General features: G+C 47.9%; 22 protein-coding genes. 7 read left to right on the plus strand and 15 right to left on the minus strand.

Annotated elements, in window-relative coordinates; genetic code table 11:
- Nucleotides 1-74: 74 nt before the first annotated feature.
- The 14 genes from GJU87_RS00465 to GJU87_RS00530 all read right to left on the minus strand — a co-directional run bounded on the left by GJU87_RS00465 (nucleotide 75) and on the right by GJU87_RS00530 (nucleotide 16,119).
- Nucleotides 75-2,105, minus strand: a complete 2,031-nt coding sequence (locus GJU87_RS00465; protein ID WP_153637718.1) for a transketolase — start codon at nucleotides 2,103-2,105, stop codon at nucleotides 75-77.
- Between the two features lie 191 nt (nucleotides 2,106-2,296).
- A complete protein-coding gene (locus GJU87_RS00470; protein ID WP_153637719.1) occupies nucleotides 2,297-3,475 on the minus strand; it encodes a phosphoglycerate dehydrogenase in 1,179 nt (392 codons plus the stop codon).
- A 113-nt stretch (nucleotides 3,476-3,588) separates the two neighbouring features.
- Nucleotides 3,589-4,944, minus strand: a complete 1,356-nt coding sequence (locus tag GJU87_RS00475; RefSeq protein WP_153637720.1) for a gluconate:H+ symporter — start codon at nucleotides 4,942-4,944, stop codon at nucleotides 3,589-3,591.
- A 35-nt stretch (nucleotides 4,945-4,979) separates the two neighbouring features.
- Nucleotides 4,980-5,267: a hypothetical protein gene (locus tag GJU87_RS00480; protein ID WP_153637721.1), complete on the minus strand. Its 288-nt coding sequence runs from the start codon at nucleotides 5,265-5,267 to the stop codon at nucleotides 4,980-4,982.
- Nucleotides 5,268-5,339: 72 nt separating this feature from the next.
- Nucleotides 5,340-5,684 carry a DUF3024 domain-containing protein gene (locus tag GJU87_RS00485; RefSeq protein WP_153637722.1) on the minus strand — a complete coding sequence of 115 codons (345 nt, stop codon included), beginning with the start codon at nucleotides 5,682-5,684 and terminating at the stop codon, nucleotides 5,340-5,342.
- Between the two features lie 132 nt (nucleotides 5,685-5,816).
- Nucleotides 5,817-6,623, minus strand: coding sequence for an alpha/beta fold hydrolase (locus GJU87_RS00490; RefSeq protein ID WP_153637723.1), 807 nt, complete (start codon nucleotides 6,621-6,623; stop codon nucleotides 5,817-5,819).
- Nucleotides 6,624-7,380: 757 nt separating this feature from the next.
- Nucleotides 7,381-8,835: a decarboxylating NADP(+)-dependent phosphogluconate dehydrogenase gene (gnd, locus tag GJU87_RS00495; protein WP_153637724.1), complete on the minus strand. Its 1,455-nt coding sequence runs from the start codon at nucleotides 8,833-8,835 to the stop codon at nucleotides 7,381-7,383.
- Between the two features lie 200 nt (nucleotides 8,836-9,035).
- On the minus strand, nucleotides 9,036-10,160 hold the full coding sequence (gene pdxB / locus GJU87_RS00500) for a 4-phosphoerythronate dehydrogenase PdxB (RefSeq protein ID WP_153637725.1): 1,125 nt from the start codon (nucleotides 10,158-10,160) through the stop codon (nucleotides 9,036-9,038).
- Nucleotides 10,161-10,213: 53 nt separating this feature from the next.
- Nucleotides 10,214-11,206, minus strand: coding sequence for a Gfo/Idh/MocA family protein (locus tag GJU87_RS00505; RefSeq protein ID WP_153637726.1), 993 nt, complete (start codon nucleotides 11,204-11,206; stop codon nucleotides 10,214-10,216).
- 33 nt (nucleotides 11,207-11,239) lie between these two features.
- Nucleotides 11,240-12,526, minus strand: coding sequence for a lactate racemase domain-containing protein (locus GJU87_RS00510; protein ID WP_153637727.1), 1,287 nt, complete (start codon nucleotides 12,524-12,526; stop codon nucleotides 11,240-11,242).
- Between the two features lie 65 nt (nucleotides 12,527-12,591).
- Nucleotides 12,592-12,966 carry a four helix bundle protein gene (locus GJU87_RS00515; protein ID WP_153637728.1) on the minus strand — a complete coding sequence of 125 codons (375 nt, stop codon included), beginning with the start codon at nucleotides 12,964-12,966 and terminating at the stop codon, nucleotides 12,592-12,594.
- A 72-nt stretch (nucleotides 12,967-13,038) separates the two neighbouring features.
- Entirely contained in the window at nucleotides 13,039-14,118 is a 1,080-nt protein-coding gene (locus GJU87_RS00520) for a sugar kinase (protein WP_153637729.1), read from the minus strand.
- 51 nt (nucleotides 14,119-14,169) lie between these two features.
- Entirely contained in the window at nucleotides 14,170-15,021 is an 852-nt protein-coding gene (locus GJU87_RS00525; RefSeq protein ID WP_153637730.1) for an SDR family oxidoreductase, read from the minus strand.
- A gap of 39 nt (nucleotides 15,022-15,060) precedes the next feature.
- On the minus strand, nucleotides 15,061-16,119 hold the full coding sequence (locus GJU87_RS00530) for a substrate-binding domain-containing protein (protein WP_308788951.1): 1,059 nt from the start codon (nucleotides 16,117-16,119) through the stop codon (nucleotides 15,061-15,063).
- Between the two features lie 211 nt (nucleotides 16,120-16,330).
- Between GJU87_RS00530 and GJU87_RS00535 the strand changes: the two genes are divergently transcribed.
- From GJU87_RS00535 to GJU87_RS00565, 7 genes are read left to right on the plus strand one after another with little or no spacing between them, the layout of a single operon-like run.
- On the plus strand, nucleotides 16,331-17,578 hold the full coding sequence (locus GJU87_RS00535) for a tagaturonate epimerase family protein (protein ID WP_153637732.1): 1,248 nt from the start codon (nucleotides 16,331-16,333) through the stop codon (nucleotides 17,576-17,578).
- Between the two features lie 12 nt (nucleotides 17,579-17,590).
- The gene (gene uxaC / locus GJU87_RS00540; protein WP_153637733.1) at nucleotides 17,591-18,991 is read left to right on the plus strand and encodes a glucuronate isomerase; all 1,401 of its coding nucleotides are present in this window, start codon (nucleotides 17,591-17,593) and stop codon (nucleotides 18,989-18,991) included.
- A gap of 56 nt (nucleotides 18,992-19,047) precedes the next feature.
- The gene (locus GJU87_RS00545; protein ID WP_153637734.1) at nucleotides 19,048-20,085 is read left to right on the plus strand and encodes a sugar kinase; all 1,038 of its coding nucleotides are present in this window, start codon (nucleotides 19,048-19,050) and stop codon (nucleotides 20,083-20,085) included.
- Nucleotides 20,086-20,118: 33 nt separating this feature from the next.
- Nucleotides 20,119-20,790: a bifunctional 4-hydroxy-2-oxoglutarate aldolase/2-dehydro-3-deoxy-phosphogluconate aldolase gene (locus GJU87_RS00550; RefSeq protein ID WP_153637735.1), complete on the plus strand. Its 672-nt coding sequence runs from the start codon at nucleotides 20,119-20,121 to the stop codon at nucleotides 20,788-20,790.
- A gap of 35 nt (nucleotides 20,791-20,825) precedes the next feature.
- Entirely contained in the window at nucleotides 20,826-21,845 is a 1,020-nt protein-coding gene (locus GJU87_RS00555; protein WP_228491791.1) for a TRAP transporter substrate-binding protein, read from the plus strand.
- Nucleotides 21,846-21,887: 42 nt separating this feature from the next.
- Nucleotides 21,888-22,373 carry a TRAP transporter small permease gene (locus GJU87_RS00560; RefSeq protein WP_153637736.1) on the plus strand — a complete coding sequence of 162 codons (486 nt, stop codon included), beginning with the start codon at nucleotides 21,888-21,890 and terminating at the stop codon, nucleotides 22,371-22,373.
- A 3-nt stretch (nucleotides 22,374-22,376) separates the two neighbouring features.
- Nucleotides 22,377-23,675: a TRAP transporter large permease gene (locus GJU87_RS00565; RefSeq protein WP_153637737.1), complete on the plus strand. Its 1,299-nt coding sequence runs from the start codon at nucleotides 22,377-22,379 to the stop codon at nucleotides 23,673-23,675.
- An 89-nt stretch (nucleotides 23,676-23,764) separates the two neighbouring features.
- Here the strand turns inward: GJU87_RS00565 and galU are convergent, their stop codons facing one another.
- A complete protein-coding gene (gene galU, locus GJU87_RS00570) occupies nucleotides 23,765-24,631 on the minus strand; it encodes a UTP--glucose-1-phosphate uridylyltransferase GalU (protein ID WP_153637738.1) in 867 nt (288 codons plus the stop codon).
- Nucleotides 24,632-24,694: the final 63 nt, after the last annotated feature.

A 24,694-nucleotide genomic window follows, 5' to 3' on the forward strand; every position in this document is an offset into this window, starting at 1 on the left:
ATGATACAATAATTTCCTGAAATAAAAAATCCCCGGCCAAACGACCGGGGATTTTCATTGGTAACAAGTGCAAGTTATTTTTCCAGGAATGTTTTTACCTGTTTGTATACGTTTTCACCGTTGAAGCCTAACTCTTCGTCGAGTACGGTGTAAGGTGCCGAGAATCCAAACGAGTTGAGCCCCCAAACTGCACCGGCGTCTCCAACCAGTCCTTTCAGGGTAACCGGCAAACCGGCGGTCATACCGAATTTCGGTACATCAACCGGAAGTACTTCTTCCTGGTAAGCTTTCTCCTGGTTGCGGAAAAGACCTTCGGAAGGTACGGAAACCACACGAACTTTCAAACCATCGCGCTCACGCAGCAACGCAGCGCCGTCGACCAGTGTAGCTACTTCGGAACCTGAAGCCAGCAGGATGACATCGGGGTTGGCGTCGTTCTCAACAATGTATGCACCTTTTTCAGCCTGCAGCGCGTCTGTGTAACGGTCGCTGTTGGCCGGCAGATCTTTGATATTTTGGCGAGACAAAATCAATGCAGTAGGTGTTTCGGTATTTTCAATGGCCATCTTCCAAGCTACGGTTGTTTCGGTACCGTCTGCGGGACGGAGAACCAGCATGGAGTTTTCGCCATGGTGATTTTTCAACTGCTCGAGCAGACGAATTTGCGCTTCCTGTTCAACCGGTTGGTGAGTAGGACCATCTTCTCCCACACGGAAAGCATCGTGTGTCCAGACATATTTTACCGGAAGTTCCATCAGCGCAGCCAAACGAACGGCGGGCTTCATGTAGTCGGAGAACACGAAGAAGGTTCCGCACACCGGAATCACACCACCGTGAAGTGCCAGACCGTTCATTACACAAGCCATGGTCAACTCTGATACACCTGCCTGCAGGAACGCTCCGGTGAAGTCGTTCTTGGCAAACGGATGGGTCTTTTTCAGGAAGCCATCGGTTTTGTCGGAGTTCGACAAGTCAGCCGAAGCCACAATCATGTTTTCAACCTGATCAGCGAAAGCGGCCAAAACAGTACCTGACGCAGCACGGGTTGCTGTGTTGGCTTTTTGTTCCAGCGCGGCAAAATCAAATTCAGGAATGTCACCGGAAAGGAAGTTTTCCAGTTTTTCAGCTAATTCCGGATTTGCTTTTTCCCATTTTTCTTTTTCTGCTTCGAACTCTTTTACCCATTGGCGCAATTCGTCCTGACGCTTTTTGTAAAGCTCTTCTACTTCGGGGAAAATTTGGAATGGCTCCTTCGGATCGCCACCCAGGTTTTCGATGGTTTTGTCGAGCGAAGCACCGGCTGCCGAAAGCGGTTGCCCGTGAGTAGAAACTTTGCGCTCGAAACTATCGCCGCCATCGGTTACAGCACCTTTACCCATAATGGTTTTACCAATGATGAGCGTGGGCTTTTCTTTTTCTTCGGTGGCAATTTTCAATGCACCGCGGATGGCTTCTGTGTCGTTGCCTTCGATGGTCAGTACTTTCCATCCCCAGGCTTCGTATTTTTTTGCTGTATCTTCAGTTGTTACTTCATCAGTTTCGGAAGAGAGCTGAATATCGTTCGAATCGTAGAACATAATCAGGTTGCTCAATCCGAGGAAACCGGCCAGACGACCTGCTCCCTGCGAAACTTCTTCCTGGATACCACCATCAGAGATGAAAGAAAAAGTTTTATGTGACATCCATTCGCCAAACCTTGCGGAGAGGAATCGCTCGGCAATAGCAGCTCCAACGGCCATGGTGTGTCCCTGTCCCAGCGGTCCGGAAGTGTTTTCCACACCCCGCTCGGTATCCAGTTCCGGGTGACCCGGAGTAACTGAACCCCACTGACGGAAGTTCTTCAGATCTTCCATGGAGAATTTTCCCGAGAGGGCCAGAACGGAATAAAGCATGGGAGACATGTGACCGGGATCGAGGAAGAAACGATCGCGGAACGGCCAGCTCATGTCGTCCGGATTGTATTTTAAGAATTCAGAATACAAAATATTCGCATAATCAGCTCCGCCCATGGCACCGCCCGGGTGACCTGAATTTGCTTTGTCGACCATGGCGGCCGATAAAATCCGAATGTTGTCTGCTGCTTTATTGGTTAAATTGTTCTTCATCTGGTTGTGATTAAAATATTTTCGACGTAAAAATAGAAATTTTTGATTAGTAAAACGGCAATAATAGGTGTAAAAAATACACTTTCATTATTTGCCTTATACAAACTGATTTTCCTCCGAGTTTGTATAAAAAGAAACACCCCAGAACCAGTAAGGTTTGGAGTGTTTTTTTATCTAAACATTAAAGATTGTTATTTCTGTCCGGGAAGAACGCGAACCAGGAAGATGCCTTCAATCTCGCGAAGTTTGTCACTCACTTCAGGATCCAGCTCATTCCGGTCGATATCGATGATGTTGTAGGCAATGCCGTTGCGGTTGCGGTTCATCATATCGGCAATGTTCACGCCGTAACCTGCCAGCAATGTTGAGATCTGGCTCACCATATTCGGAACGTTCTTGTTGGCGATGAGAATGCGGGCGCCACCGTTGCGGTTCATGGCTACATCGGGGAAGTTCACCGAGTTGCGAATATTTCCGTTTTCGAGGTAATCGCGAACTTCACGCACGGCCATTACCGCGCAGTTGGTTTCCGATTCCTGCGTAGAAGCACCCAGGTGAGGAATGGCAATTACATTCTTCATGTTCAGAACGTCGGCATCCGGGAAGTCGGTTACATACCAACCTACTTTTCCGCTTTCGAGTGCCGGTTTCAGATCGGCGTTGGAAACCAGTCCGCCACGGGCGAAGTTCAGGATGCGTACACCGTCCTTCATCATGGCGATTTTTTCGGCATCAATGAAGTTCTTGGTTTTGTCCATCAACGGAATCTGCAGCGTTACGTAATCGGCCTGTGCCAGCAGCGCTTCGATACTTTCGGCACGTGCGATGTTCTGGTTCAGTTCCCAGGCATGCTCGACAGAGATATATGGGTCGAAACCAATCACGTTCATGTCCAGTGCTTCGGCAGCATTGGCTACCATAACACCAATTGCTCCCAATCCGATGATAGCGAGTGTCTTTCCTTTGATTTCGTTACCGGCGAAATTCGATTTCCCCTTTTCGATCAAAGGAGCTACACTATCACCTTCTCCTTTCAAGGTCTTGGCCCACTCAATGCCACCGGCAATGTTCCGGGACGAAAGCAACATACCGGCAATTACCAGCTCTTTTACCGCGTTGGCGTTGGCACCGGGGGTATTGAATACAACAATGCCTTTGTCGGTGCATTTATCAATCGGGATGTTATTCACTCCGGCTCCGGCCCGGGCAACAGCTTTCAGGGATGATGGAAGTTCCATATCGTGCATCTTAAAACTGCGAAGCACGATGCCATCCGGTTCTGCTACTTCTCCGCCTACTTCGTAAGCGTTTGCCGGAAAGAGTTTTAATCCTTCCTGGTCAATCTTGTTCAGTGTCTGAATTTTGTACATGTTGCGTGGTGTTTGTGGGACGTATTTTACTGTGGAATGACAAAGGTCATAAAAAGAATGGAATCATTTAAGCGATTATTCGGATAATTATCCATCCTTAAGAATTTTTTTACCTACACAAAGAAACTCAATCCAAGGCTCAGAATTAATCCCGAAACCGAGATGATGGTTTCCATTACTGTCCACGACTGGAGTGTTTGTTTTTCACTAATGCCAAAGTATTTTCCCACTAACCAGAATCCACTGTCGTTGACATGGGAAAGGATGGTGGCTCCCGCTGCAATGGACAGCACAATGAGTGCCCGGTGTGGAGCGGAAAGGTCGAACACTTCCAGCACCGGCGCCATGATGCCGGCGGCTGTGATCATGGCAACGGTTGAACTTCCTTGTGTAACACGGACGACTGCTGCCAGCAACCAGGCCAACAGCAATGGCGGAAGTGCCGAGTTGGCGATGGAATGGGCCAGCATTTTTCCAATGCCGGAGTCTATGAGCACCTGTTTGAATACGCCACCGGCTCCAGTGATCAGGATGATGATGCCAGCGGGGCCGAGCGCTTTGGTGCTGATGTCGAGCAACTCTTTTCCGGATACGCCTCTTTTCGTCCCCAGAAAATAGAGTGACAGCAATGTTGCCAGGGTTAATGCCGTGAAAGGATGTCCCAGGAAACTGATAATGTCCGTTGTTGTGCTGGCGGCGATGATTTTTTTGCTGACCAAAACGCCGGAAATGGTATTGACCAGAATGAGTAGCAGTGGAACGCCAATCAGTGCAGCAATGATGCTAAAATTAGGTAACTGACTGGTATCAGTATGCTTTTCATCTTCCTGCAGAAATGCAGGTGGAGAGGCAGTAATTCGTTTGCTGATGTATTTCCCAAACACCGGTCCGGCAATAATAGCGGTAGGTAACCCAACAATGAAACCAAGCAGGATGACCCAACCCAGATTGGCGCCGACAATTTCGGCTACAGCCACCGGTCCTGGAGTAGGAGGAATAAAGCTGTGCGTAACGGCCAGACCTGCCAAAAGAGGAATGCCGTAATACAACACGGGTCGCCCGGTATCCCGCGAAAGCGCGTACACGATGGGGACCAGAATGATGAACCCGACATCGAAGAAAACCGGGATGGCCACGATGAAGCCGGTGAGCACCATGGCCCACGAAGCGCGTTCGTATCCAAATTTCCCGACCAGGTAATGGGCCAGTGAACGGGCTCCTCCGCTGTGCTCGAGCAAGGCTCCGAAAATGGCGCCGAGGCCGACAACTGTTGCTACAAAACCAAGTGTTCCGCCCATCCCGTTCTGGATGCTCTCCAGCACCTTGTCGGGTTTCATGCCGGTGGCCAGACCGACATACATGCTCGTAACGATGAGCGCGATGAAGGCATTGATTTTGAATCGGAGGACAAGTAACAACAGCAAGGCAACCGCCGAAATGACAATCGCCAGAAGCATCAACTGGCTCATAAAAATTGGTTTATCGGGTTGTGAATCGACTCCTGCTACCGCCGCCTGGAAAAGCGGCTGAACAGAAATACTCCTAAAAATAGGAAATATATCAACCCGCCCACAATGGCGAAGATGAATCCCAATTCATAAAGCGACGGGAGTGCTGCCATGCGCACCAGACAAAACAGGGCGAAAAAGAACCAGGTAAGCGAATGGAACCAGCGCAGCACGAAGTTCATAAACCGGTCGACCCGTGTTTTGGGCGGCAACGGTCGCGGAGCGAAACGCAAATAAAGGATGGCAATCGCCATACATCCTACAAAGAGCCAGGTCCATTCCATAATGACAAGTTTTTCACCGCTAAGATAATGCTTTTGGAAAATCGGAACGTTGGAAAAGTTGAGAGAGGGTGACTAGCCGAAAAAGCAGCTGTGTTTGTCGTCTTTAACAATCTCAAAGAATCCAACGATATCATTTACCTCCGGATTTGGGTCGTAGGATACCCATTTCCCATTTGCCCGCAGCCAATATATCTGCCAGATTCCGCGACTCTTAATAAATTTCGTTTTTGCAAATGGGGAGTTGATTTTTTCATCCTTTTTGTCCCAGCGCGGTCTGATTTCAAAAAGCTCAAGCGTGTTATTCCGGAAGGAGTATCCAATGTCCAATTCGTCTCTCATGTGAACCGGCGGGCGCATTGTTTCAATGAGTTTCTGAATTCTTACTTCCAAAAGATTGATGTTCTTGTCGTGGTCCATGTATTCAGTTTTAATAACGATTTTAATAAATAGCGGCAAATTTGCTGTGTCCCTTATCAGTAAATTATGCCATTTGTGGCTAATCCAACAATCTCTCCCTGGTCATTGGTGAATTCTATCTGTATATGCGGTTCATATTGTGTCCATTGAACGCAAGAATGACTTAACGACACTTACAAAGCGTTCTGGCTGGTCCATGTGAAGTGTGTGGCCGGCTTTATAGATTTGTTCGATCTGGATTTTCGAATTCTGACCCTGCAGCTCTTCGGCAACAACTGGCGAAACCACACCTCTATCTCCAAAAACGAGGAGGCTTGGAACGTCAATTGCTTTCACCAGTTGCGTATAATCGGGATTGGGTGGCGCAAGAACGTCGAAGGCAGCCATACTGGTTTGAAGTCTTGCCCGGGCAAATAGCTCAAGGGTTTCGGATGTTCGGTTCGGGTGTCTGCCACGCGCTTCCGCAATAACTTCTTCCAAAGGCATGTTCAGAACTTGTCGATGCCGGTCTGCCACATCGCTATCGCGAACTTCGCGCTGAACTTTTGGACTCAGGAAAGTCGGATCGGCCAGGATGAGACCTCTGAGTAGCTTGGGATCTTGGCTGGCGACTACGGTTGCTGTCATCCCTCCCATGGAATGTCCGAGCAAAACCGGGGGGGAAAGGTTCAGTGCCTTTATTAAACCGACAACATCGTTTGCATGGTCTTCGTACCGGTAGCCAAAGTCAGGAGTGCTCGATTCTCCGTGCCCCCGGGCATCCGGCATGATGACATCATAATCGTTTTCAAAGGCACGGGCCAAATTTGTCCAGCAGAGCCCGTTCGTCATTAATCCGTGAAGCAAAATCAAAGAGGGCTTTTTCCCGCCGGTTCTCGTGTAGTGAATGTGAATTCCGTTTGTTTTACAGATGGTATCGCTCCAGTCAGTCGCTTTCATTTTGCCAAATTAGAAATTTTCTCCCGCATCACATGAACCGCAGTCAACGAATCGCCCCGAAGCATTCAGTTTATTCCATTGGCATGTGAAGATGTGTCATCAGGTATTCATTCCATCCCGTTTGCATCTGACGAGGCATTTTTACCACTTGGATGGCTTCACTGGCATCTGGCGGAGCACTCTGAATGATTAAGAGTCGTTCATCGGGTTGTGATGAGGCACCTTCAGCAACCGGGAGCACTTCATCACATGCTGATGAATTACTTCTCCAAACTCAGGCGCTTCATTTGAATCTGATGATGCACTTATATCGGTCCAGACTGTTTGCGCACAGTGCAAAGAGCCGCCTCAGTTTCGGGGAGATGTTCATGCATGCTGCATGAAGTGTGTCAGTTTCGGGATGATGCTCATGACGCTGCAATAGGGTGCCTCAGTTCCGGGGAGATACTTGTCACGCTGCAACGGGTTGCGTCAGTTTCGGGGAGATGTTTTTCTCGCTGCAACGAGGTGCCTCCGTTCCGGGAAGATGTTCGTCACGCTGCAACGGATACCTCCCGGGAAGCCATGCGCTTCATCAGATGCTGGTTGAGTCCCACCGTGGGCTGTAAGGATGTCATCCCTCAGAGCGATGACATCCTTACAGATGCTGAAACCTTATACCTTTCTAATGTCGCTCATCTAATAATCTAACATCTTCCTACAAAAAAATCCCGGAAAGAAAGCTCTTCCCGGGATGGACTTATCTGAAAACTGTTCGTTACACGTTGTAACTCGACGAGGCGGTATCGCCACCGTGGCCGGTCCAGTTGGTGTGGAAAAACTCGCCACGCGGTTTGTCAACCCGCTCGTAGGTATGCGCTCCGAAATAGTCGCGCTGTGCCTGCAAGAGGTTGGCGGGCAAACGCTCGCTTCGGAAACCGTCGAAATAGTTCAGGGCGGTGGTCATAGCCGGAGCCGGTACGCCGTTCATCACAGCGGTTGCTACCACACGGCGCCATCCTTCCTGGGCGGCTTCAATTTTCCCTTTGAAGAAGTCGTCGAGCAGGAGGTTCTCCAAATCACCGTTCTTGTCGTAGGCTTTCTTGATGTCGCCGAGGAACTTCGAACGGATGATACATCCGCCGCGCCACATCAGGGCAATACCTCCGTAGTTGAGGTTCCAGTTGTGTTCTTTTGCTGCCTCGCGCATCAGGTCGTAACCTTGCGCATAGGAGATGATTTTTGCGCCGTACAGGGCATCTTTCAGATCTTTCAGGAACTGCTCGCGGTCGCCGTCAAAGTTAGCTTTCGGTCCGCTGAGCGCTTTTGATGCTGTTACACGCAAATCTTTTTGCGCAGAGAGGCAGCGGGCAAATACTGCCTCGCCAATCAGCGTCAGCGGAATGCCCAAATCGAGCGCTGAAATACCGGTCCATTTTCCGGTACCTTTCTGTCCGGCGGTATCGAGAATTTTTTCTACCAGTGGCTCACCGTTTTCATCGCGGTAGCCGAGAATATCACGGGTAATTTCGATGAGGTAGCTGTCCAGATCGCCTTTGTTCCACTCGGCAAATACGTCGTGCATTTCGTCGTAGTTCATGCCCAGCAGGTCCTTCATAATCTGGTAGGCTTCGGTGATGATCTGCATGTCACCATACTCGATACCGTTGTGTACCATTTTCACGAAGTGACCGGCACCGTTTTCGCCTACCCAGTCGCAGCATGGCGTTCCGTCTTCTACTTTGGCAGCAATCGACTGGAAAATATCTTTCACAAACGGCCATGCCTCGGGAGTTCCACCTGGCATCATCGACGGGCCGTGCAGGGCGCCTTCTTCACCACCCGAAACACCGGTTCCGATGTAGCGCAGTCCTTTTCTTTCGACGTATTCGGTACGACGAATCGTATCCGGGAAGTGCGAGTTACCACCATCGATGATGATATCGCCTTCCTCGAGGTGCGGGATGATTTTTTCAATCAGATCGTCCACCGGTTGCCCGGCTTTCACCAGCATCATCACTTTGCGTGGGCGCTCCAGGTTGGCTGTCAACTCTTCGATGGTGTGGCAACCGATGAAATTTTTCCCGGCGCCGCGACCGTTGATGAATTTATCTACTTTTTCGGTGGTACGGTTATATACAGCAACAGTAAAACCTTTGCTTTCCATATTGAGCACGAGGTTTTCGCCCATTACTGCGAGGCCGATGAGGCCAATGTCTGCTTTTTGCTTCATTTGTTTTTATGTTTTGAATACGATTAATGTGCTTTTCCGTTGTGTGAAATTTAGTCTCACGAAGATTTTTCAGTCTTTTTTACCCCAGCGCTAAAGGGTGAATCCTGAAAAATCAAAGTTTCCCTTTAGGGATTAAGGGTTAAAATATTTGATTTTTCTTCATTACAGATAATTTCACACCATGGGTTTTTACTTTTTATTTATGTCGTTTTAAAACCGAACGTTTTAAGTTGTTTCATTGTTTCCGGCGAACTGTTAAGAAGCGTTATATGGTACACCGGGAATTCGCGCCGCACCGGGTAATCGCCCCGTTGTTTCTCGAAGCTTTCCGGCGAAAGCCGTAACCGTTCATCATCTTCCCGGATGTCATACGTTTCCAGAACTGCTTCTTTTAAAATTTCTTCGGTGCTTTTTTCTATTTCGTCTATGGTAATTTCTGTCGAGGCCGGAAGTTCCACATTTTTGCAGGTCCAGTTGTCGATGCCCAGTCCGAAAAACCGACTGATGGCCTGTACACTCATCGATGTTCCATTGGCTTTCCCGTCTTTGGAGTAGCCGGCAATGTGTGGTGTGGCGATGTCGACCATCTCCAGCAATTCGCGATCGATATCGGGTTCGTTTTCCCAGCAATCGATTACGGCACCGGCAATTTGATTGGTGTTTAATGCGTTTTTCAGCGCTTCGGTCTCCACCACTTCGCCACGGCACGAGTTAATAACGAACGGTTTTTTTCCCGCTTTCGCGAAGAAGGCGTCATTGGCCAGGTGGAAGGTTTTGTCTTCACCGGTCATGTTCAGCGGTACATGCAGTGTGATAATATCGCTTTGCTCCAGAATCTCAGACAGCGAAACAAATGCTCCTTTTCCTTCAGCCCGTTCGCGGGGCGGGTCGTTCAGCAGAACTTTCATGCCGTAAGCTTTGGCAATCCGGGCTACTTTCTTACCGACATTTCCGACGCCAACAATGCCGATGGTTTTTCCGCTGAGCGCGAAATGATGTTTTTCACTGAGCACTGCCAGTGCTGATGCAATGTATTGTTCCACGGAACCCGAGTTGCATCCCGGTGCATTGGTCCATTCAATCCCGGCCTCGCGGCAGTATTCGGTATCGATGTGATCGAAACCGATGGTGGCGGTGGCAATGAATTTTACGTTGGAACCTTCCAGCAGTTGCCGGTTACATTTGGTCCGCGTGCGGGTAATCAGCGCATCGGCATCTTTCACCACTTCGGATGTTGTCTGGCTTCCCGGTAGGTTAACCACTTCTGCAAACGGTTCCAGAGCCCCTTTGATGTAGGGTATTTTGTCGTCGATAATAATTTTCATCTTTGCTACACTTTCGTGTGAATAACAGGTTAATCGGGTTACGGGTTCGCTGGCTATTTTCCGGAATAAAAGTTACTGACCATTTCGTCCATTACACGGCTGGTGCGGGCAGCACTTTCGCCTGTGGATGCTGCTTTTCCATTACCGCGAAGTTCATCGACAATGGTTTGCAGCAAGTTTTGCTGAACGTGATCCGGAGCGGGGAAAGGGAATTCCTGTTTCCCGGCTGCCGTTTCGAGAATGACAGGCGTAAACTCGAACGTCGAAAGCCGGATGTTTCCGGTACTGCCGATGATCTCGATTTCATCGAGATTCTTCTGTTCCGAAGTGGTGAAACACCAGGTGCCGCTTCCGGCTACGCCTGATTCGTGCAACCAGTTGCCCAGCACCATATCTTCAGCAGGGTACGCTCCGGCCTGGTTGAGGGCTTGTCCACGCACATCGCGGATGGGACCAAACCAGTCGTCGAGGATATCCAATTGATGCGCTGCTAAATCGAAGAACAAACCACCGCCGGCCATCTCCGGGATGACACGCCAGGGCAGAACGCCATCTTTATATTCATCTTCATAAAACGGACGGTAAAAACGAATGTTGACCAACCGGACTTTACCAATCGCATTAGCTTCCAGCAACTCTTTCACTTTCAAAAATCCGGGTAAACGGCGACGATAATACGCTACAAACAGTGGCATGCCGGTTTCCTTCGAAACACGGTTCATCTCTTCACATTCCTGGTGATTGAGTGCCATGGGCTTCTCCACGTACACCGGTTTGCCGGCTTTCATGGCCTGAATGGCGTATCGGGCGTGTGTTTCGGGCGGTGTCGCCACATAAATGGCATTCACTTCCGGATCGTTGATGAGTTGGTCGGCATCGCTATACCACTTGGACACATTATGTCGCTTCGCATAATCTTCCGCCTTTTCGGCCGAACGGCGCATCACCGCCACCAACTTCGAGTGTTCAATTTTTTGTAGCGCCGGACCGCTTTTTACTTCCGTCACTTTTCCGCATCCAATGATTCCCCACCTGATATCTTCCATGAAAATGAAAAATTTTAGTCTGGCAATTTATGATTAATCCCTGAACCGGTCTTTGTGAGCCCACAGGCCCAGCGCCGGATTGGGGACGTAAAATATCTCTTCGCCGTTAGGCAATTGGTTCCACCCGTCTTTTAACTGATGCGGATCATAAACCTGCATCACTTCGTCGAGGGCTTTGTATTGAAATCCTACGCTTTCAATCTCTTCCTGTGTCAGGTTTTCTTCATTAGTGCCCGGGCAGTAAGTTATCGTGAAGCGTCCTTCTGAGCTACCGTGAATGAGGTGCGCTGCAGCGCTCAGATTATTCTTCAGTTCAGCGTTTTTCTCCACCATTTCCAACGTGTGTGGCGTTCCGTGATAGCCGTATTTCCGGATCAGTTTGTCGATTTCCGGATCTTCACCGAACTCCTTCAAGGCCGGAGCCAGAATAATCAACTCTGCATCGTCGGCCAGTGCCATCCGGGTACGGTAAATGGCTTTGTTACCCAGCCAGGTCGATTTGAACTCGGTGGGATCGAGATAAACGACCGCCTTTTTTATGGGCTTCTCCACCATTTCAAAATTCACCTTCACCGAAAGGGCAGCCGCCTTGTCGAATGCTTCAAAGTCGTCGCCGATAAACAGGCCTCGAACTTTCAATTTGCCATCACCGCCGGCTTCCACCACAGTCAGAACGTAAAGGATGGGCAATTCGGATGCGACTTTTTCGCTGGCGTAATTAAACACACGGCGTACCGGCGTGTCGGAGCGGCCCATCATTTTTTCCATGCCGTACACCGCACCGAGGAAGTGGCTTTTGTTAATGCCTTCCGAACCGCCTGTTCCAACGAAGATGTTCTTATTGTAGTTGGCCATGCCCACCACTTCGTGCGGAACAACCTGCCCGATGGAGAGAATCAAATCGTGGCCGCCGTCGCGCAATAGTTTGTTGACTTGCACCGGCCATGGATAGTCGATGGCCCCTTTGGAAACTTCTTTCACATATTCACCAGGGACTTCGCCCAAGGTAACCACGTCGTTCCGCCAGTCGTGCTCGCGAAATAGTTTCATTGGTGTCTGCCCGAACATGTGATGTATCTGTTCTTCCGTCATGGGACTATGTGTTCCCAAAGCCGGAAGTATATCAGTGAGTTTGTCGCCATAATATTGCCAGGCAAATTCGGTCAACTCACCGGCGTGCGAAGGGTATCGGGTATAGTCCGGCGGAATAGCCAGCACTTTGCTGACGTCCCCCAGTTTATCGAGGGCCGTAAACAGGCCTTCCTGCAGGTCGACTGCACTTAACTCCTGTTCGGGCGATCCTGTTTCGTAGTAAATCATGTTTTTTGTTTAAGGCTCAGGCGGAGGCAAAGGCAAAAGAAAAAGCAATGCCGGGCCGGAGTAAATTATTTTTCCAAGGAAAAAATCAAAGCATTAATTTCTTCGATTGCTTCTTTGTAACGTTTAACCAAATTTTCTGATATTTCGGAATTCAGATATTGCTGAGATTCAGCTACCAGAATCTGACTCATCGATTCGTAGGCACTTCCTCTGGCAATCTTGTAAAAACGGGTTTTATCTTTGGGTTCGTAACGTCCGTAACCTTCAGCTAAATTGTGAACCACAGAATTGGCGGCCCGTTTTAAATCATCTGTCAAAGCAAATCGCTCATCTGCCGGGAAATGTTTGATTGTTTGGTAAACTTCGACTAACAAGGCAAAGGCTTTCTGCCAAACGGGCATGTCTCTGAAATCGTTGTATTTCTTTTCTCTATAGCTCATCTCATATTTGGTAAAATCGATTTGCCATGATTCTTTTCTTTTGCCTTCGCCTGTGCCTTCGCCTTTTTTATCTTATCTCTTTACTCTTGCATTTCCTTCCCAGATGCTCCAAACCATTTCCTCATCGGCGGGTTGAGCATAATCTGTCAGGAACGTAGTGGCCAGCGCACCGGTAGCCCAACCAAATTGTGGCCATTTTTCAGCTTCCCAGCCTTTCAGGATACCATACAACAAACCACCAACAAAACCGTCACCACCACCGATGCGGTCGAGTACGTTGATTTTTCGAGGCTCGATGACTTGCCATTCTGCTCCGGCCAGCATGACAGCTCCCCACAAGTGCTCGTTCGTACTGACGACCTGGCGCAATGTTGTGGCAAATACTGATGCATTAGGGAATGATTTCTTCACGTTCGTGATGAGGCCTTTGAAACCTTCAATCTCGGCTTCGATGCCTTTTCCACCGGCTTCCGGACCTTCAATCCCAAAACACAACTGAAAATCTTCTTCATTCCCGATAAGGATATCGGCAACTGATGCTATTTCGGTAAAGTTCTTGCGCAACTCTTCGGCACGGCCTTTCCAGAATGAAGCACGGTAGTTCAGGTCGAAGGAGATGCGGGTTCCGTGTTTTTTTGCGGTGCGGGCAATCTCAAGACAAAACGTACTTGTTTCAGGCGAAAGGGCTGCTATCAATCCCGATAGGTGAACGATTTGGACGCCTTCTTCACCGAAAATACGTTCCAAATCAAAATCTTTTACGTTGAGAGTCCGGCCAACTTCACCGGCACGGTCGTTTTGAACGCGTGGTCCGCGGGAGCCAAAGCCACTGTCGGCAATATTGAACTGGTGACGGTAACCCCATGGATCGCCTTGCGGAACTTCCGGTCCTTCGTAATCCATGTGGCGGCTTTTCAGATTGCTTTTGATGAATTTCGCAACCGGACTTCCCTTCACGAAAGTGGTCAGCACTTTGACCGGCATTCCAAGATAGGAAGCAATACTGGCCACATTGGTTTCGGCACTGGTCGCCTGCATCTCGAAAAGATTACTGCTGTGGACAGGCTGTCCGTTTACCGGCGTAATGCGTACGCCCATGCTGGTGGGCACCAACAACGAATATTGACAATTTTGTTTGAGTTGAAGATCCATTTTACTATTTCTTTTTTACTGATTTTCCTGAATAGGTGAGTTCAATTTTTCTTAAACTCCGCTGTAGGCGTTGAAACCTCCGTCAACCGGGATAACGACACCCGTAACAAATGATGAGAGGTTAGAAAGAAGCATCAGAACGGTTCCTTGCAAATCTTCCGGTTCACCGAATTTACCCATCGGAGTGTTGTCAACGATTTTCTGTCCTCGCTTGGAGTAATTGCCGGTTTTTTCGTCCAACACCAGGAAGCGGTTTTGCTCAGTGATAAAAAAGCCGGGTGCAACGGCATTAACCCGGATACCGACTTTGGCCATGTGCACTGCCAGCCATTCGGTGAAATTATTAATCGAAGCTTTAGCTGCCGAATAGGCCGGTATCTTCGTTAATGGATGGTAGGCATTCATGGAAGAAACGTTCAGCACTACACCGGTTTTCTTATCCAACATGTCGCGGGTAAAAACCATGGTTGGTAACACTGTCCCTTTGAAGTTGAGGTCGAAAACATTGTCGAATCCTTCCATTTCCAATCCGTAGAAAGTCGATTGAAGGTCGTCCAGATCGGACTCCTGCATTTGTTCTACGCCGGTCGTCGCTTTCGGCGAGTTTCCTCCTGCATTATTGACGAGAATATCGATGGGGCCGAGTTGCTCGTAAATCGCTTGATGGGCTTGTTCCAACTGGGCTTTGTCCAGCACGTCGCCTTTGATCCAGATGACCGTTCCTCCGGTTTCCCGGGAAATCTCTTCAGCAACCTGTTTTCCTTTTTCTTCACCACGTGAAACAATCGCAACCTTTGCCCCAACAGTTGCCAGGGCTGATACAATTGCTTTTCCAATAACTCCGGCTCCACCAGTTACAACACATACTTTCCCGTTAAGGTCGTCGAACGTAAAGTTTTTCATGGATCAAATATCTTGTAGATTTAGTTTTTCTATTTCAGATTATTTGGCACTGTAGTAGTCCAGATTTTCTCTTGTAATAATATCGATGGACGTGAAATGCTCTTTCTCCACCGGCTGTTTTCTCAACACGTGATCGAACAGCGCATTCAGTGCGTTGTAGCCCTGTTCCTCCGGGTTCTGGCAAATAAGAAAATCGATGGCGTCTTTCTTCAGCATTTTCACGTTGGGCGGAATCAGGTCGTAGCCTAAAATTCGGGGATGAAGCCCCCGTTTTGAAAAATACTCAGCCACAATGTGAACCCGTGAATTGGTTACATAAACACAATCGATTTTTTCGGGAGCCAATCCTTTGGTAGCTATCTGCTGTTTCAGTTCGGCTTCGCTTTCCTGAATTTCCATCTTAATGATTTTCTGCTGAATGGATTTCTCTTTGAAATAGTCAAAGAATCCTTGTTCGCGCTGATGGAGGTGGTTTTGATTATCCAGTTCACGACCGATATGAATCAACAGAAACACGCGTCCTTCCGGCAAACCGTAATTTAATAGCTTAGCCGCCAGGTATCCGCTCTGGAAAGAGTTCTGTCCGATGTAACTTATCGGATGCGTCTCTTTCAGATTGGAATCGATATAAACATAAGGAATGTCTAATGCATCCAATGTTGAGGTGAATAATTTTGCCTCCCGGCTGATCCAAGGAGCCAGTAAAACACCGGCCGGCGGATTCTCCAAAATATCGACCGTCTTTTCATTAAATGAAGCGGAACCATCGGTATCAAACAGGTATAAATCCAATTTTACACCAAATTGGGCCAGCTCTTCTGCTGCCCGGTCAATTCCGGAAAGCGGACGGGTCCAATAGGATTCTTTGGTTGGTGCTTTGGGGAGCAGCACGGCGAATGAGGTTTCTTTTTTGGAAGCTAATGAACTGGCCAAAAAATTGGGGCGGTAGTCCAGATCATTAATGATGGACAGTATTTTTTCTTTGGTCGCGGCCGAAACTTCACCACGGTTGTGTAACACCCGGTCAACTGTACCGATCGATACACCTGCTTTTTCCGCGATGTCTTTTATACGGATTATTTTTCGTTCCTGTTTGATAAGGCAAAATTTTTAAGGTTCAATGTTCAGTTCAACAAACAAATCTATGAAAAAAAAGATTTGTCGTGTACGATAACGGCAAAAAACTATTTTAAAACATAAAAGAGCGATCTATTGGGTTTTTAAGTTTTGTGTTCAGGAAAAAGTTACTACTTTCGTGAACGAACACGGAAAACATGTGTGAGTAAATTCTGTTGAAAATAAGCTGATTATGAAACTTGGAAAATATAGCTTTGGTATCGGTGATCGGTTCGCCAGAGAAGGTGAGGCACAGCTTCGGGCCATCATGAAAGCTCAAAAAGCAGGCATCGATATCAGTCCGGTTTGGAACAAGTCCAACCGCGAACATACCATCGTTCATTCGAAACCGGAAGATACCCGGAACGAAGCTGATGCAGCTGTGGCAGCTTTGGGGTATCAGGGAGCCTATTTTGTCGATGCCGACCATATTGGCCTGGGAAACGTTGAGGGATTTCTTGAATCGTCCAACTTTTTCACACTGGATGTGGCTGCTTTTATTGGCAAGGCCTCTTCCGCTGATGATGTGGATGATTTTCTGGATGCCTGCGAAAAGTATAAAGGTGAATGGCAAATTCCCGGCATTGATTCTCCGTTCAAAGTGGACGAAGAGTTTTTGAGGGAAATGGCCGACCGTTTCCTGGCAGCTATAGCTGAAGCAGGAAATATTTATCGGTTCATCAAAGCACGGAAAAAGGATCACGACTTCATTACCGAAGTTTCGATGGATGAGGTGGAAGCTCCGCAGACACCTATCGAGATGTTTTTCATCCTGAAAATGATTGCTGACGAGGGTATCCCCGTGCAAACGATTGCCCCGAAGTTCACCGGGCGTTTTAATAAAGGTGTCGATTATGTCGGCGATGTGAAGCAGTTTGCCCGCGAGTTTGAAGAAGACATTCTGGTTATCGACTTTTCCGTGAAGGAGTTCGGTCTTCCGGAAACGTTGAAATTGAGCGTGCATTCCGGATCGGATAAGTTTTCCATTTATCCGGTGATGGCCGAAATTATTCGTAAATATGATAAAGGTCTTCACGTAAAAACGGCTGGTACTACCTGGCTTGAGGAAGTGATTGGCCTGGCGCTGGCTGGCGGTGAAGCACTGGAACTGGCCAGGAATATTTATAAAAAGGCGCTGAAGCGGAAAGACGAACTGTGTGCGCCATATGCCGATGTAATTGATATTGACGATCAACTGCTGCCATCGGTTTCCGATGTGGATAGCTGGACGAGCGAGCAGTATGCGAATGCGTTACGTCATATTCCCGGTCATCCGGAATACAATCCTGGTTTCCGTCAGTTAATTCATGTTGGGTACAAGATTGCCGCTGAATATGGCGAAACGTATACTTCGCTGATTGAAAGGAATAAAGAGCTGGTTGGAAGTTGTGTGGAGGAAAACCTGTTTGACCGCCACCTGAAGAGACTGTTTAATTTGTAAAAGGATAGATAGATGAAACCTTTTTTGGGAGAAGATTTTTTGTTGGAAACCGATACGGCGCGTCAATTATACCACGAACATGCGGCTAAAATGCCCATCTTTGACTATCACTGTCACATCTCTCCGAAAGAAATTGCCGAGAACAAATCATTCCGTAACCTGACGGAGATTTGGCTTTACGGCGATCACTACAAATGGAGAGCGATGCGCACCAATGGCGTGGACGAACGCTATTGTACCGGTGATGCCACGGATGAGGAAAAGTTCATGAAGTGGGCGGAAACCGTGCCCTATACATTGCGGAACCCGTTGTATCACTGGACTCATCTGGAACTGAAAAAGCCTTTTGGAATCAATAAGATTCTGAATGAAAAAACGGCGAAGGAAATTTGGGAAGAGGCGAATGAAAAACTGAATACGCCCGACTTCTCCTGTCGCGGTATTATCAGGAAAGCCAATGTGCATACCATTTGTACAACGGACGATCCGGTTGATTCGCTGGAATATCACCGGCAAATTAAAGAAGATGGTTTCGAAGTGAATGTGTTGCCGGCATGGCGCCCTGACAAGGCCATGGCAATCGAAAATACAGAAGCTTTTAATGCTTATATCGATCAACTTTCGGCTGTTGCTGGAATGGACATTTCAACCTTCGACCAGCTGATGGAAGCGCTGGATAAGCGTCATGCTTTCTTTCATGAAAATGGATGTCGTTTGTCTGACCATGGACTGGAAACGCTCTACGCTGAACCGTACACGAACGCAGAAATTGCTGCAATTTTCAGCAAAGTACGTGGAGGTGGAAAGATTAATCAGGAAGAGTTGCTGAAATTCCGTTCGGCCATGTTATATGAGTTCTCCGTTATGGATCACAAGCGGGGCTGGACGCAGCAGTACCACCTGGGAGCCATGCGAAACAATAACCGTCGTTTGTTCGAAACGTTGGGACCGGATACCGGCTTCGATTCCATTGGCGATTATTCGCAGGCTACTGCTATGTCGCGTTTCTTCGACCGTCTCGATTATGAAGAAAAACTGACACAAACCATTCTGTATAACCTGAACCCGAGCGACAACGAGGTGATAGCTACCATGCTCGGAAACTTTCAGGACGGTTCCGTACCCGGAAAATTCCAGTTTGGTTCGGGCTGGTGGTTTCTTGACCAAAAAGACGGCATGACCAAACAAATGAATGCCCTGTCGAATCTCGGATTGCTAAGCCGTTTCGTTGGTATGCTGACCGATTCCAGAAGCTTTTTGTCGTATAGCCGTCACGAATATTTCCGTCGCATCTTGTGCAACCTCCTCGGGAATGACGTCGAAAACGGTGAAATGCCGGCTGACATGGAACTGCTGGGACAGATGGTTGAGAACATCAGTTTCAACAACGCGGAGAATTATTTCCGCTTTTAGAAAGAAGAAACAAACCAAAGAATATTAACCAATACAAGAATAAAAGTTGCTTAACGATGGATAAAAAAGTGGTCACTTTTGGTGAGATCATGTTGAGATTGGCTACTCCCGGATATCAGCGGTTTAGCCAGGCGAAGGAGTTTACGGCCACCTTTGGAGGGGGCGAGGCAAACGTAGCTGTTTCGCTGGCAAACTATGGCATCTCGGTTGATTTTGTCAGCCGGTTGCCCAAAAATGATATCGGGAAATCGTGCCTGATGGATTTGCAGAAATATGGTGTCGGTGTCGATAAGATGATTTGGGGCGGAGAGCGTCTGGGAATTTACTTCCTGGAAACAGGTGCCGTCAGCCGTGCGTCGAAGGTGGTTTATGACCGGGCACATTCGGCCATTTCCGAAATTCAACCGGGAATGATCGACTGGAAGGAAGTACTGAAAGATGCGCAATGGTTTCACTGGACCGGAATTACACCGGCTATTTCGCAGGGAGCTGCCGATGTGTTGGCCGAAGGAATTGCGAAAGCCAACGAAATGGGTGTAACCGTTTCGTGCGATTTGAACTACCGGAAAAATCTCTGGAAATACGGAAAAACAGCTGGAGAAGTGATGCCGGACTTAGTGGCAGGTACCGATGTTGTTCTCGGAAATGAAGAGGATGCCGAAATGGTTTTGGGTATCAAACCCGAAGGAGTAGACGTAACCGGAGGCCATGTTTCCGGAGCTGCTTACGAATCGGTATCCAAGCAAATCATGGCACAATTCCCGCGCGTGAAGAAAGTGATTACAACGCTTCGGGGCTCTGTCAGTGCTAACCACAATAGTTGGTCGGGCGTACTGTGGAACGGAAAAGAGCTTTTTGAAGCGCCTACCTATCAGATTACGCACATTGTCGACCGTGTTGGCGGCGGTGATTCGTTCATGGGCGGATTGATTTATGGTCTGCTGACGTGGCCGGAAGACGAGCAAAAAGCATTGAACTTCGCAGTAGCTGCTTCTTGCCTGAAGCATACGATTTATGGCGATTACAACCAGGTGACCGTCGAGGAAGTGATGAAGCTGATGTCGGGTGATGCTTCAGGTCGTGTATCCCGGTAGGAATTCGAAATACAAGGAAACTAAAAAATAGAAATGGCTAGATTTTCAAGGATTGAAGTGGCACTGAAGATGAAGGAAACTGGAATTATTCCGGTTTTCTTCCATTCGGATGCAGGCGTGTGTAAACATGTATTGAAGGCTTGTTATGACGGTGGCGTACGGGTTTTTGAATTTACCAACCGCGGTGATTTTGCACACGAAGTTTTTGCAGAACTGAATCACTGGGCTGCTGCCGAGATGCCCGATATGATGCTTGGGGTAGGCTCTGTAGTGGATGCGGGTACGGCTTCGTTATACATCCAACTGGGAGCTAACTTTATTGTTTCTCCGATTCTGAACCCGGATATGGCGAAGGTTTGTAACCGCCGGAAAATTCTTTGGTCGCCGGGTTGCGGTTCGTTAACCGAAATTAATCAGGCCGAAGAGTACGGAGCTGAAATCTGTAAGATCTTCCCGGGTGCACAGGTGGGCGGACCATCGTTTGTGAAGGCGATAAAAGGCCCGTGCCCGTGGACTAGTCTAATGCCGACAGGTGGAGTTGAGCCGACAGAAGAAAGCCTGAAAGCCTGGTTTGGTGCCGGTGTCACTTGCGTGGGAATGGGCTCGCAGTTGATAACAAAAGAGATTATTCATAAAGGAAATTATTCGGATTTAACGAATAAGGTAAAGCAGGTATTTGAAATACTGGAAGAAATCAGAGGGTGAGGAACCAGCTTTTTTCTTTTTGAAAGCCAAAAAACATGATAAAATCCAAACCGATGATGTCCTTTCTGCTGCTGATGGGATTTTTCATTTTTTCGTCCTGCCAGCAACATCAGAAAGTGACGGTACTGAAACTGGGCCACAGCCTGGCGCCGACGAATTCGGTGCATAAAGCCATGGTTTACATGGGTAAGCGGCTGGAGAAGTTGTCCGGTGGTACCATGAAACTCGAAATTTATCCTTCCAGTCAGCTGGGCGGTGAGAGTCAATGCCTGGAGCTGCTCCAAATCGGTTCGCTGGCGATGACAAAAGTTTCGGCTGCCGCACTCGAAGGTTTTGCACCGGAATTTCAGGTACTTAGTCTTCCTTATATTTTTAAAGATAAAGCACACGCCTTCAAAGTGCTTGACGGCCCTATCGGACAGGGAATGCTAAAGCAAGCTCAGAAATTCTGGTTGCGCGGACTCTGTTACTACGATGCCGGAAGCCGCTCCTTCTACACAAAAGATACTCCGATTTATACTCCTGATGATTTGAAGGGATTAAAAATCAGGGTGATGAAGAGTAATACGGCGGTGGAAATGGTGAAACTGCTGGGAGGTTCTCCTACACCAATTTCATTTGGAGAATTGTACACAGCTTTGCAAGGCGGTGTAGTTGACGGTGCGGAAAATAATCCGCCTAGTTTCTATCTGTCTCATCACTACGAAGTTTGTAAATACTATTCGTTGGATGAGCATACGATGGTTCCCGATGTGTTGCTCATCAGTACCATTGTATGGAATAAGCTGACCCCGCAGCAGCAGAAATGGCTTCAGGAAGCAGCTAACGAATCGGTTCCCGTTCAGCGTAAGCTATGGGCGGAATCGGAAAAAGAAAGTCTGGCAGCTGTGAAGAAAGCCGGAGTGAAAATTATCCATCCTGACAAGGAGCCTTTCAGAGAGAAGGTGAAAGGAATGTATGAGCAGTATAAAGACGATTCGACCATGTATTCGCTGATCAAACGAATTCAGGCGGTCGATACACTCGCTCTTCCAGGAGACAAGGGGGAAAATTGATTTCTCCGGGCAACCGATAATTCATGACTAAACGTGTTTTAAATGAAACTCCGAAACATTGTAGATAAAATACTGGAGCGGGCAGTGGTCATTCTGATGGGCGCGCTGGTTCTTGATGTGCTCTGGCAGGTAGCCAGCCGCTATATCTTCCAGGACCCAAGCTCTTTTACTGATGAGTTGGCCGGATTCCTCCTGATTTGGGTAGGATTGCTGGGAGCAGCCTGGGCAGCAGGAATGAAACAGCACCTCGCTATCGATTTGCTATCGCAGAAATTGTCACCTGAGCGTCGGAAATACCTCGATATTCTGGTCAATATTTTAGTGATGTTGTTCGCTCTTGCGGTGATGGTAATTGGAGGAATATGGCTGGTATACACCCGTTTTTATCTCGGACAAATATCTGCCGCCATGCAGATTCCTCTCGGCTATGTATACCTTGTTGTTCCGCTAAGCGGCTTTCTCATCATGTATTATAGTATCGACGAGATTGCCCGGTTGACTAAAAATCCAAACGCTGAAAAGATTTGATTCATGGAAACATTAGGAATATTTGTTCTGGTTATTTCGTTCATCATTTTTCTGGCCATTGGTGTGCCCATTGCCTTCAGCATTGGATTGGCAGCCTTGCTTACGCTTCTTTTAAGTGTAGGAATGTTGCCGGCATTTACTACGCTGGCTCAGCAGATGGCTACCGGACTTGATAGTTTTGCGCTACTCGCCATACCCTTTTTCATATTAGCGGGGCAACTCATGAACCGGGGCGGAATCGCCATCCGGTTGATCTCGTTTGCGAAAGTATTGGTCGGACGACTTCCCGGCGGACTGGCATTTGTGAACGTACTTGCCAACATGCTTTTTGGTGCCATTTCCGGTTCTGCGGCTGCTTCGGCTTCGGCTATTGGCAGTATCATGGGACCTGAAATGGAGAAATCGGGCTATAACAAAAATTTTAGCGCGGCCATTAACATTACCAGTGCAACGACCGGATTGAGCATCCCGCCAAGCAATATATTGATTGTATACTCACTGGCCTCGGGAGGTGCCTCTATTGCGGCGCTTTTCCTTGCCGGATATATCCCCGGAATTCTTACCGGCTTATCACTGATGATTGTTGGTGCTGTTTTCGCCGTAAGGAAGAAATATCCGCTTTGTGAGAAATATACACTTCGACAGAGCGTGAAGATTTTTATCCAGGCTATTCCCAGTTTATTATTGCTGTTAGTAGTGATTGGCGGAATTATCGCCGGAATTTTTACCGCAACGGAAGCTTCGGCTGTGGCTGTTTTGTACTGTTTTGTTCTGGCGATGGCTTACAAGGAAATTAAGCTGAGCGATTTGCCCGGAATTCTTCTGAAATCGGTTGGAACTACCGCCATTGTGCTTTTGCTGGTGGCAACGTCGATGGGACTTTCGTGGGTAATGTCGTATCAGAACATCCCTCAGGGAGTGAGTGACGCATTGTTGAGCGTATCCGGCAATCCGGTTATTGTTTTGCTAATCATCAACTTTATACTGTTGTTCGTGGGTGTGTTCATGGATATGACGCCGGCTGTGCTGATTTTCACGCCAATTTTCCTTCCGGTGGTTACCTCGCAGTTGGGAATGGACCCGATTCATTTTGGTATCATCATGGTAATGAACCTTTCGGTAGGACTTTGTACGCCGCCTGTGGGCTCGGTTCTGTTTATCGGCTGTAGTGTGGCGAACACGAAAATACAACACGTAATCAAACCACTGTTACCTATGTTCGTGGTGATGATTATCACGTTATTACTTGTTACTTATGTTCCGGAACTGAGCTTGTGGTTACCTCACGTTTTTGGATACTAGCAAACAGATGACAGATTGATTCATAGAAGTAGTGAGAGGAGTTCAGAAATGGAGTCCTCTTTTTTCTTTACAGGAAAATGGAAGCGTCTTTAGAGTTTCTGGGCTAATTCTTTTAACCAGTTTTTCAGGCTTTCGCCGATGTCTTCCCGTTCCATTCCAAACAGGATATTGGTTTTTATAAACTCCAGCTTGTCACCAATGTCGAAGAGTTTTCCTTTCAACTTTACACCGTATATTTTTTCGTTTTGCAGAAGGGCCTGCATCGCATCGGTGATTTGAATCTCGTTGTTTTTCCCGGGAGGCGTTTTTTCCAGGTAACTGAAAATTTCCGGCGTGAAGACATACCGGCTGGCAATGGACAGGTTCGACGGAGCTTCGTGAATAGTCGGCTTTTCAACCAGTCTTTTGGCTTGAAGAATGTTATCGTACAAAAGAGTGCCGTCGAAAATGCCGTAGCGATTTACCATGTCTTTCGGGACTTCCTCGAGTCCAACCACCGAACTGTTGTATTTTTCGGCCACTTCAACAAGTTGTCGGGTAACCGGAATTTCACTTCTGAAAATGGTGTCGCCCAACAATACGGCAAACGGTTCGTTACCAACATGATCACGAGCATGTAAAATGGCGTCACCCAAACCGTTCATTTCTTTCTGCCACACGAAATGAATATTGGCCATGTCGGTAACGCGACGAATGGTGTCCAGTTCCCTGAATTTTCTCTTTTGTTTCAGCAGGTATTCCAGCTCAAAAGAGCGATCGAAATATTCCTCCACAGCTCGTTTCCCACGACCGATAATCATCAGAATGTCGGTTATTCCGGAGGCAACGGCTTCTTCCACCACATATTGAATGACCGGCGTGTCGACTATGGGAATCATCTCTTTAGGCTGCGCTTTGGTGATGGGGAGGAAGCGTGTTCCAAATCCGGCTGCAGGTATAACGGCTTTTCGTATCATGATTCTAATCGCAGTTTCCGGTTCATTTTACAAAAAATATCCGAAATAGTTCACTCATACGTT

The organism is Prolixibacter sp. NT017, assembly GCF_009617875.1.
GTDB lineage: Bacteria > Bacteroidota > Bacteroidia > Bacteroidales > Prolixibacteraceae > Prolixibacter.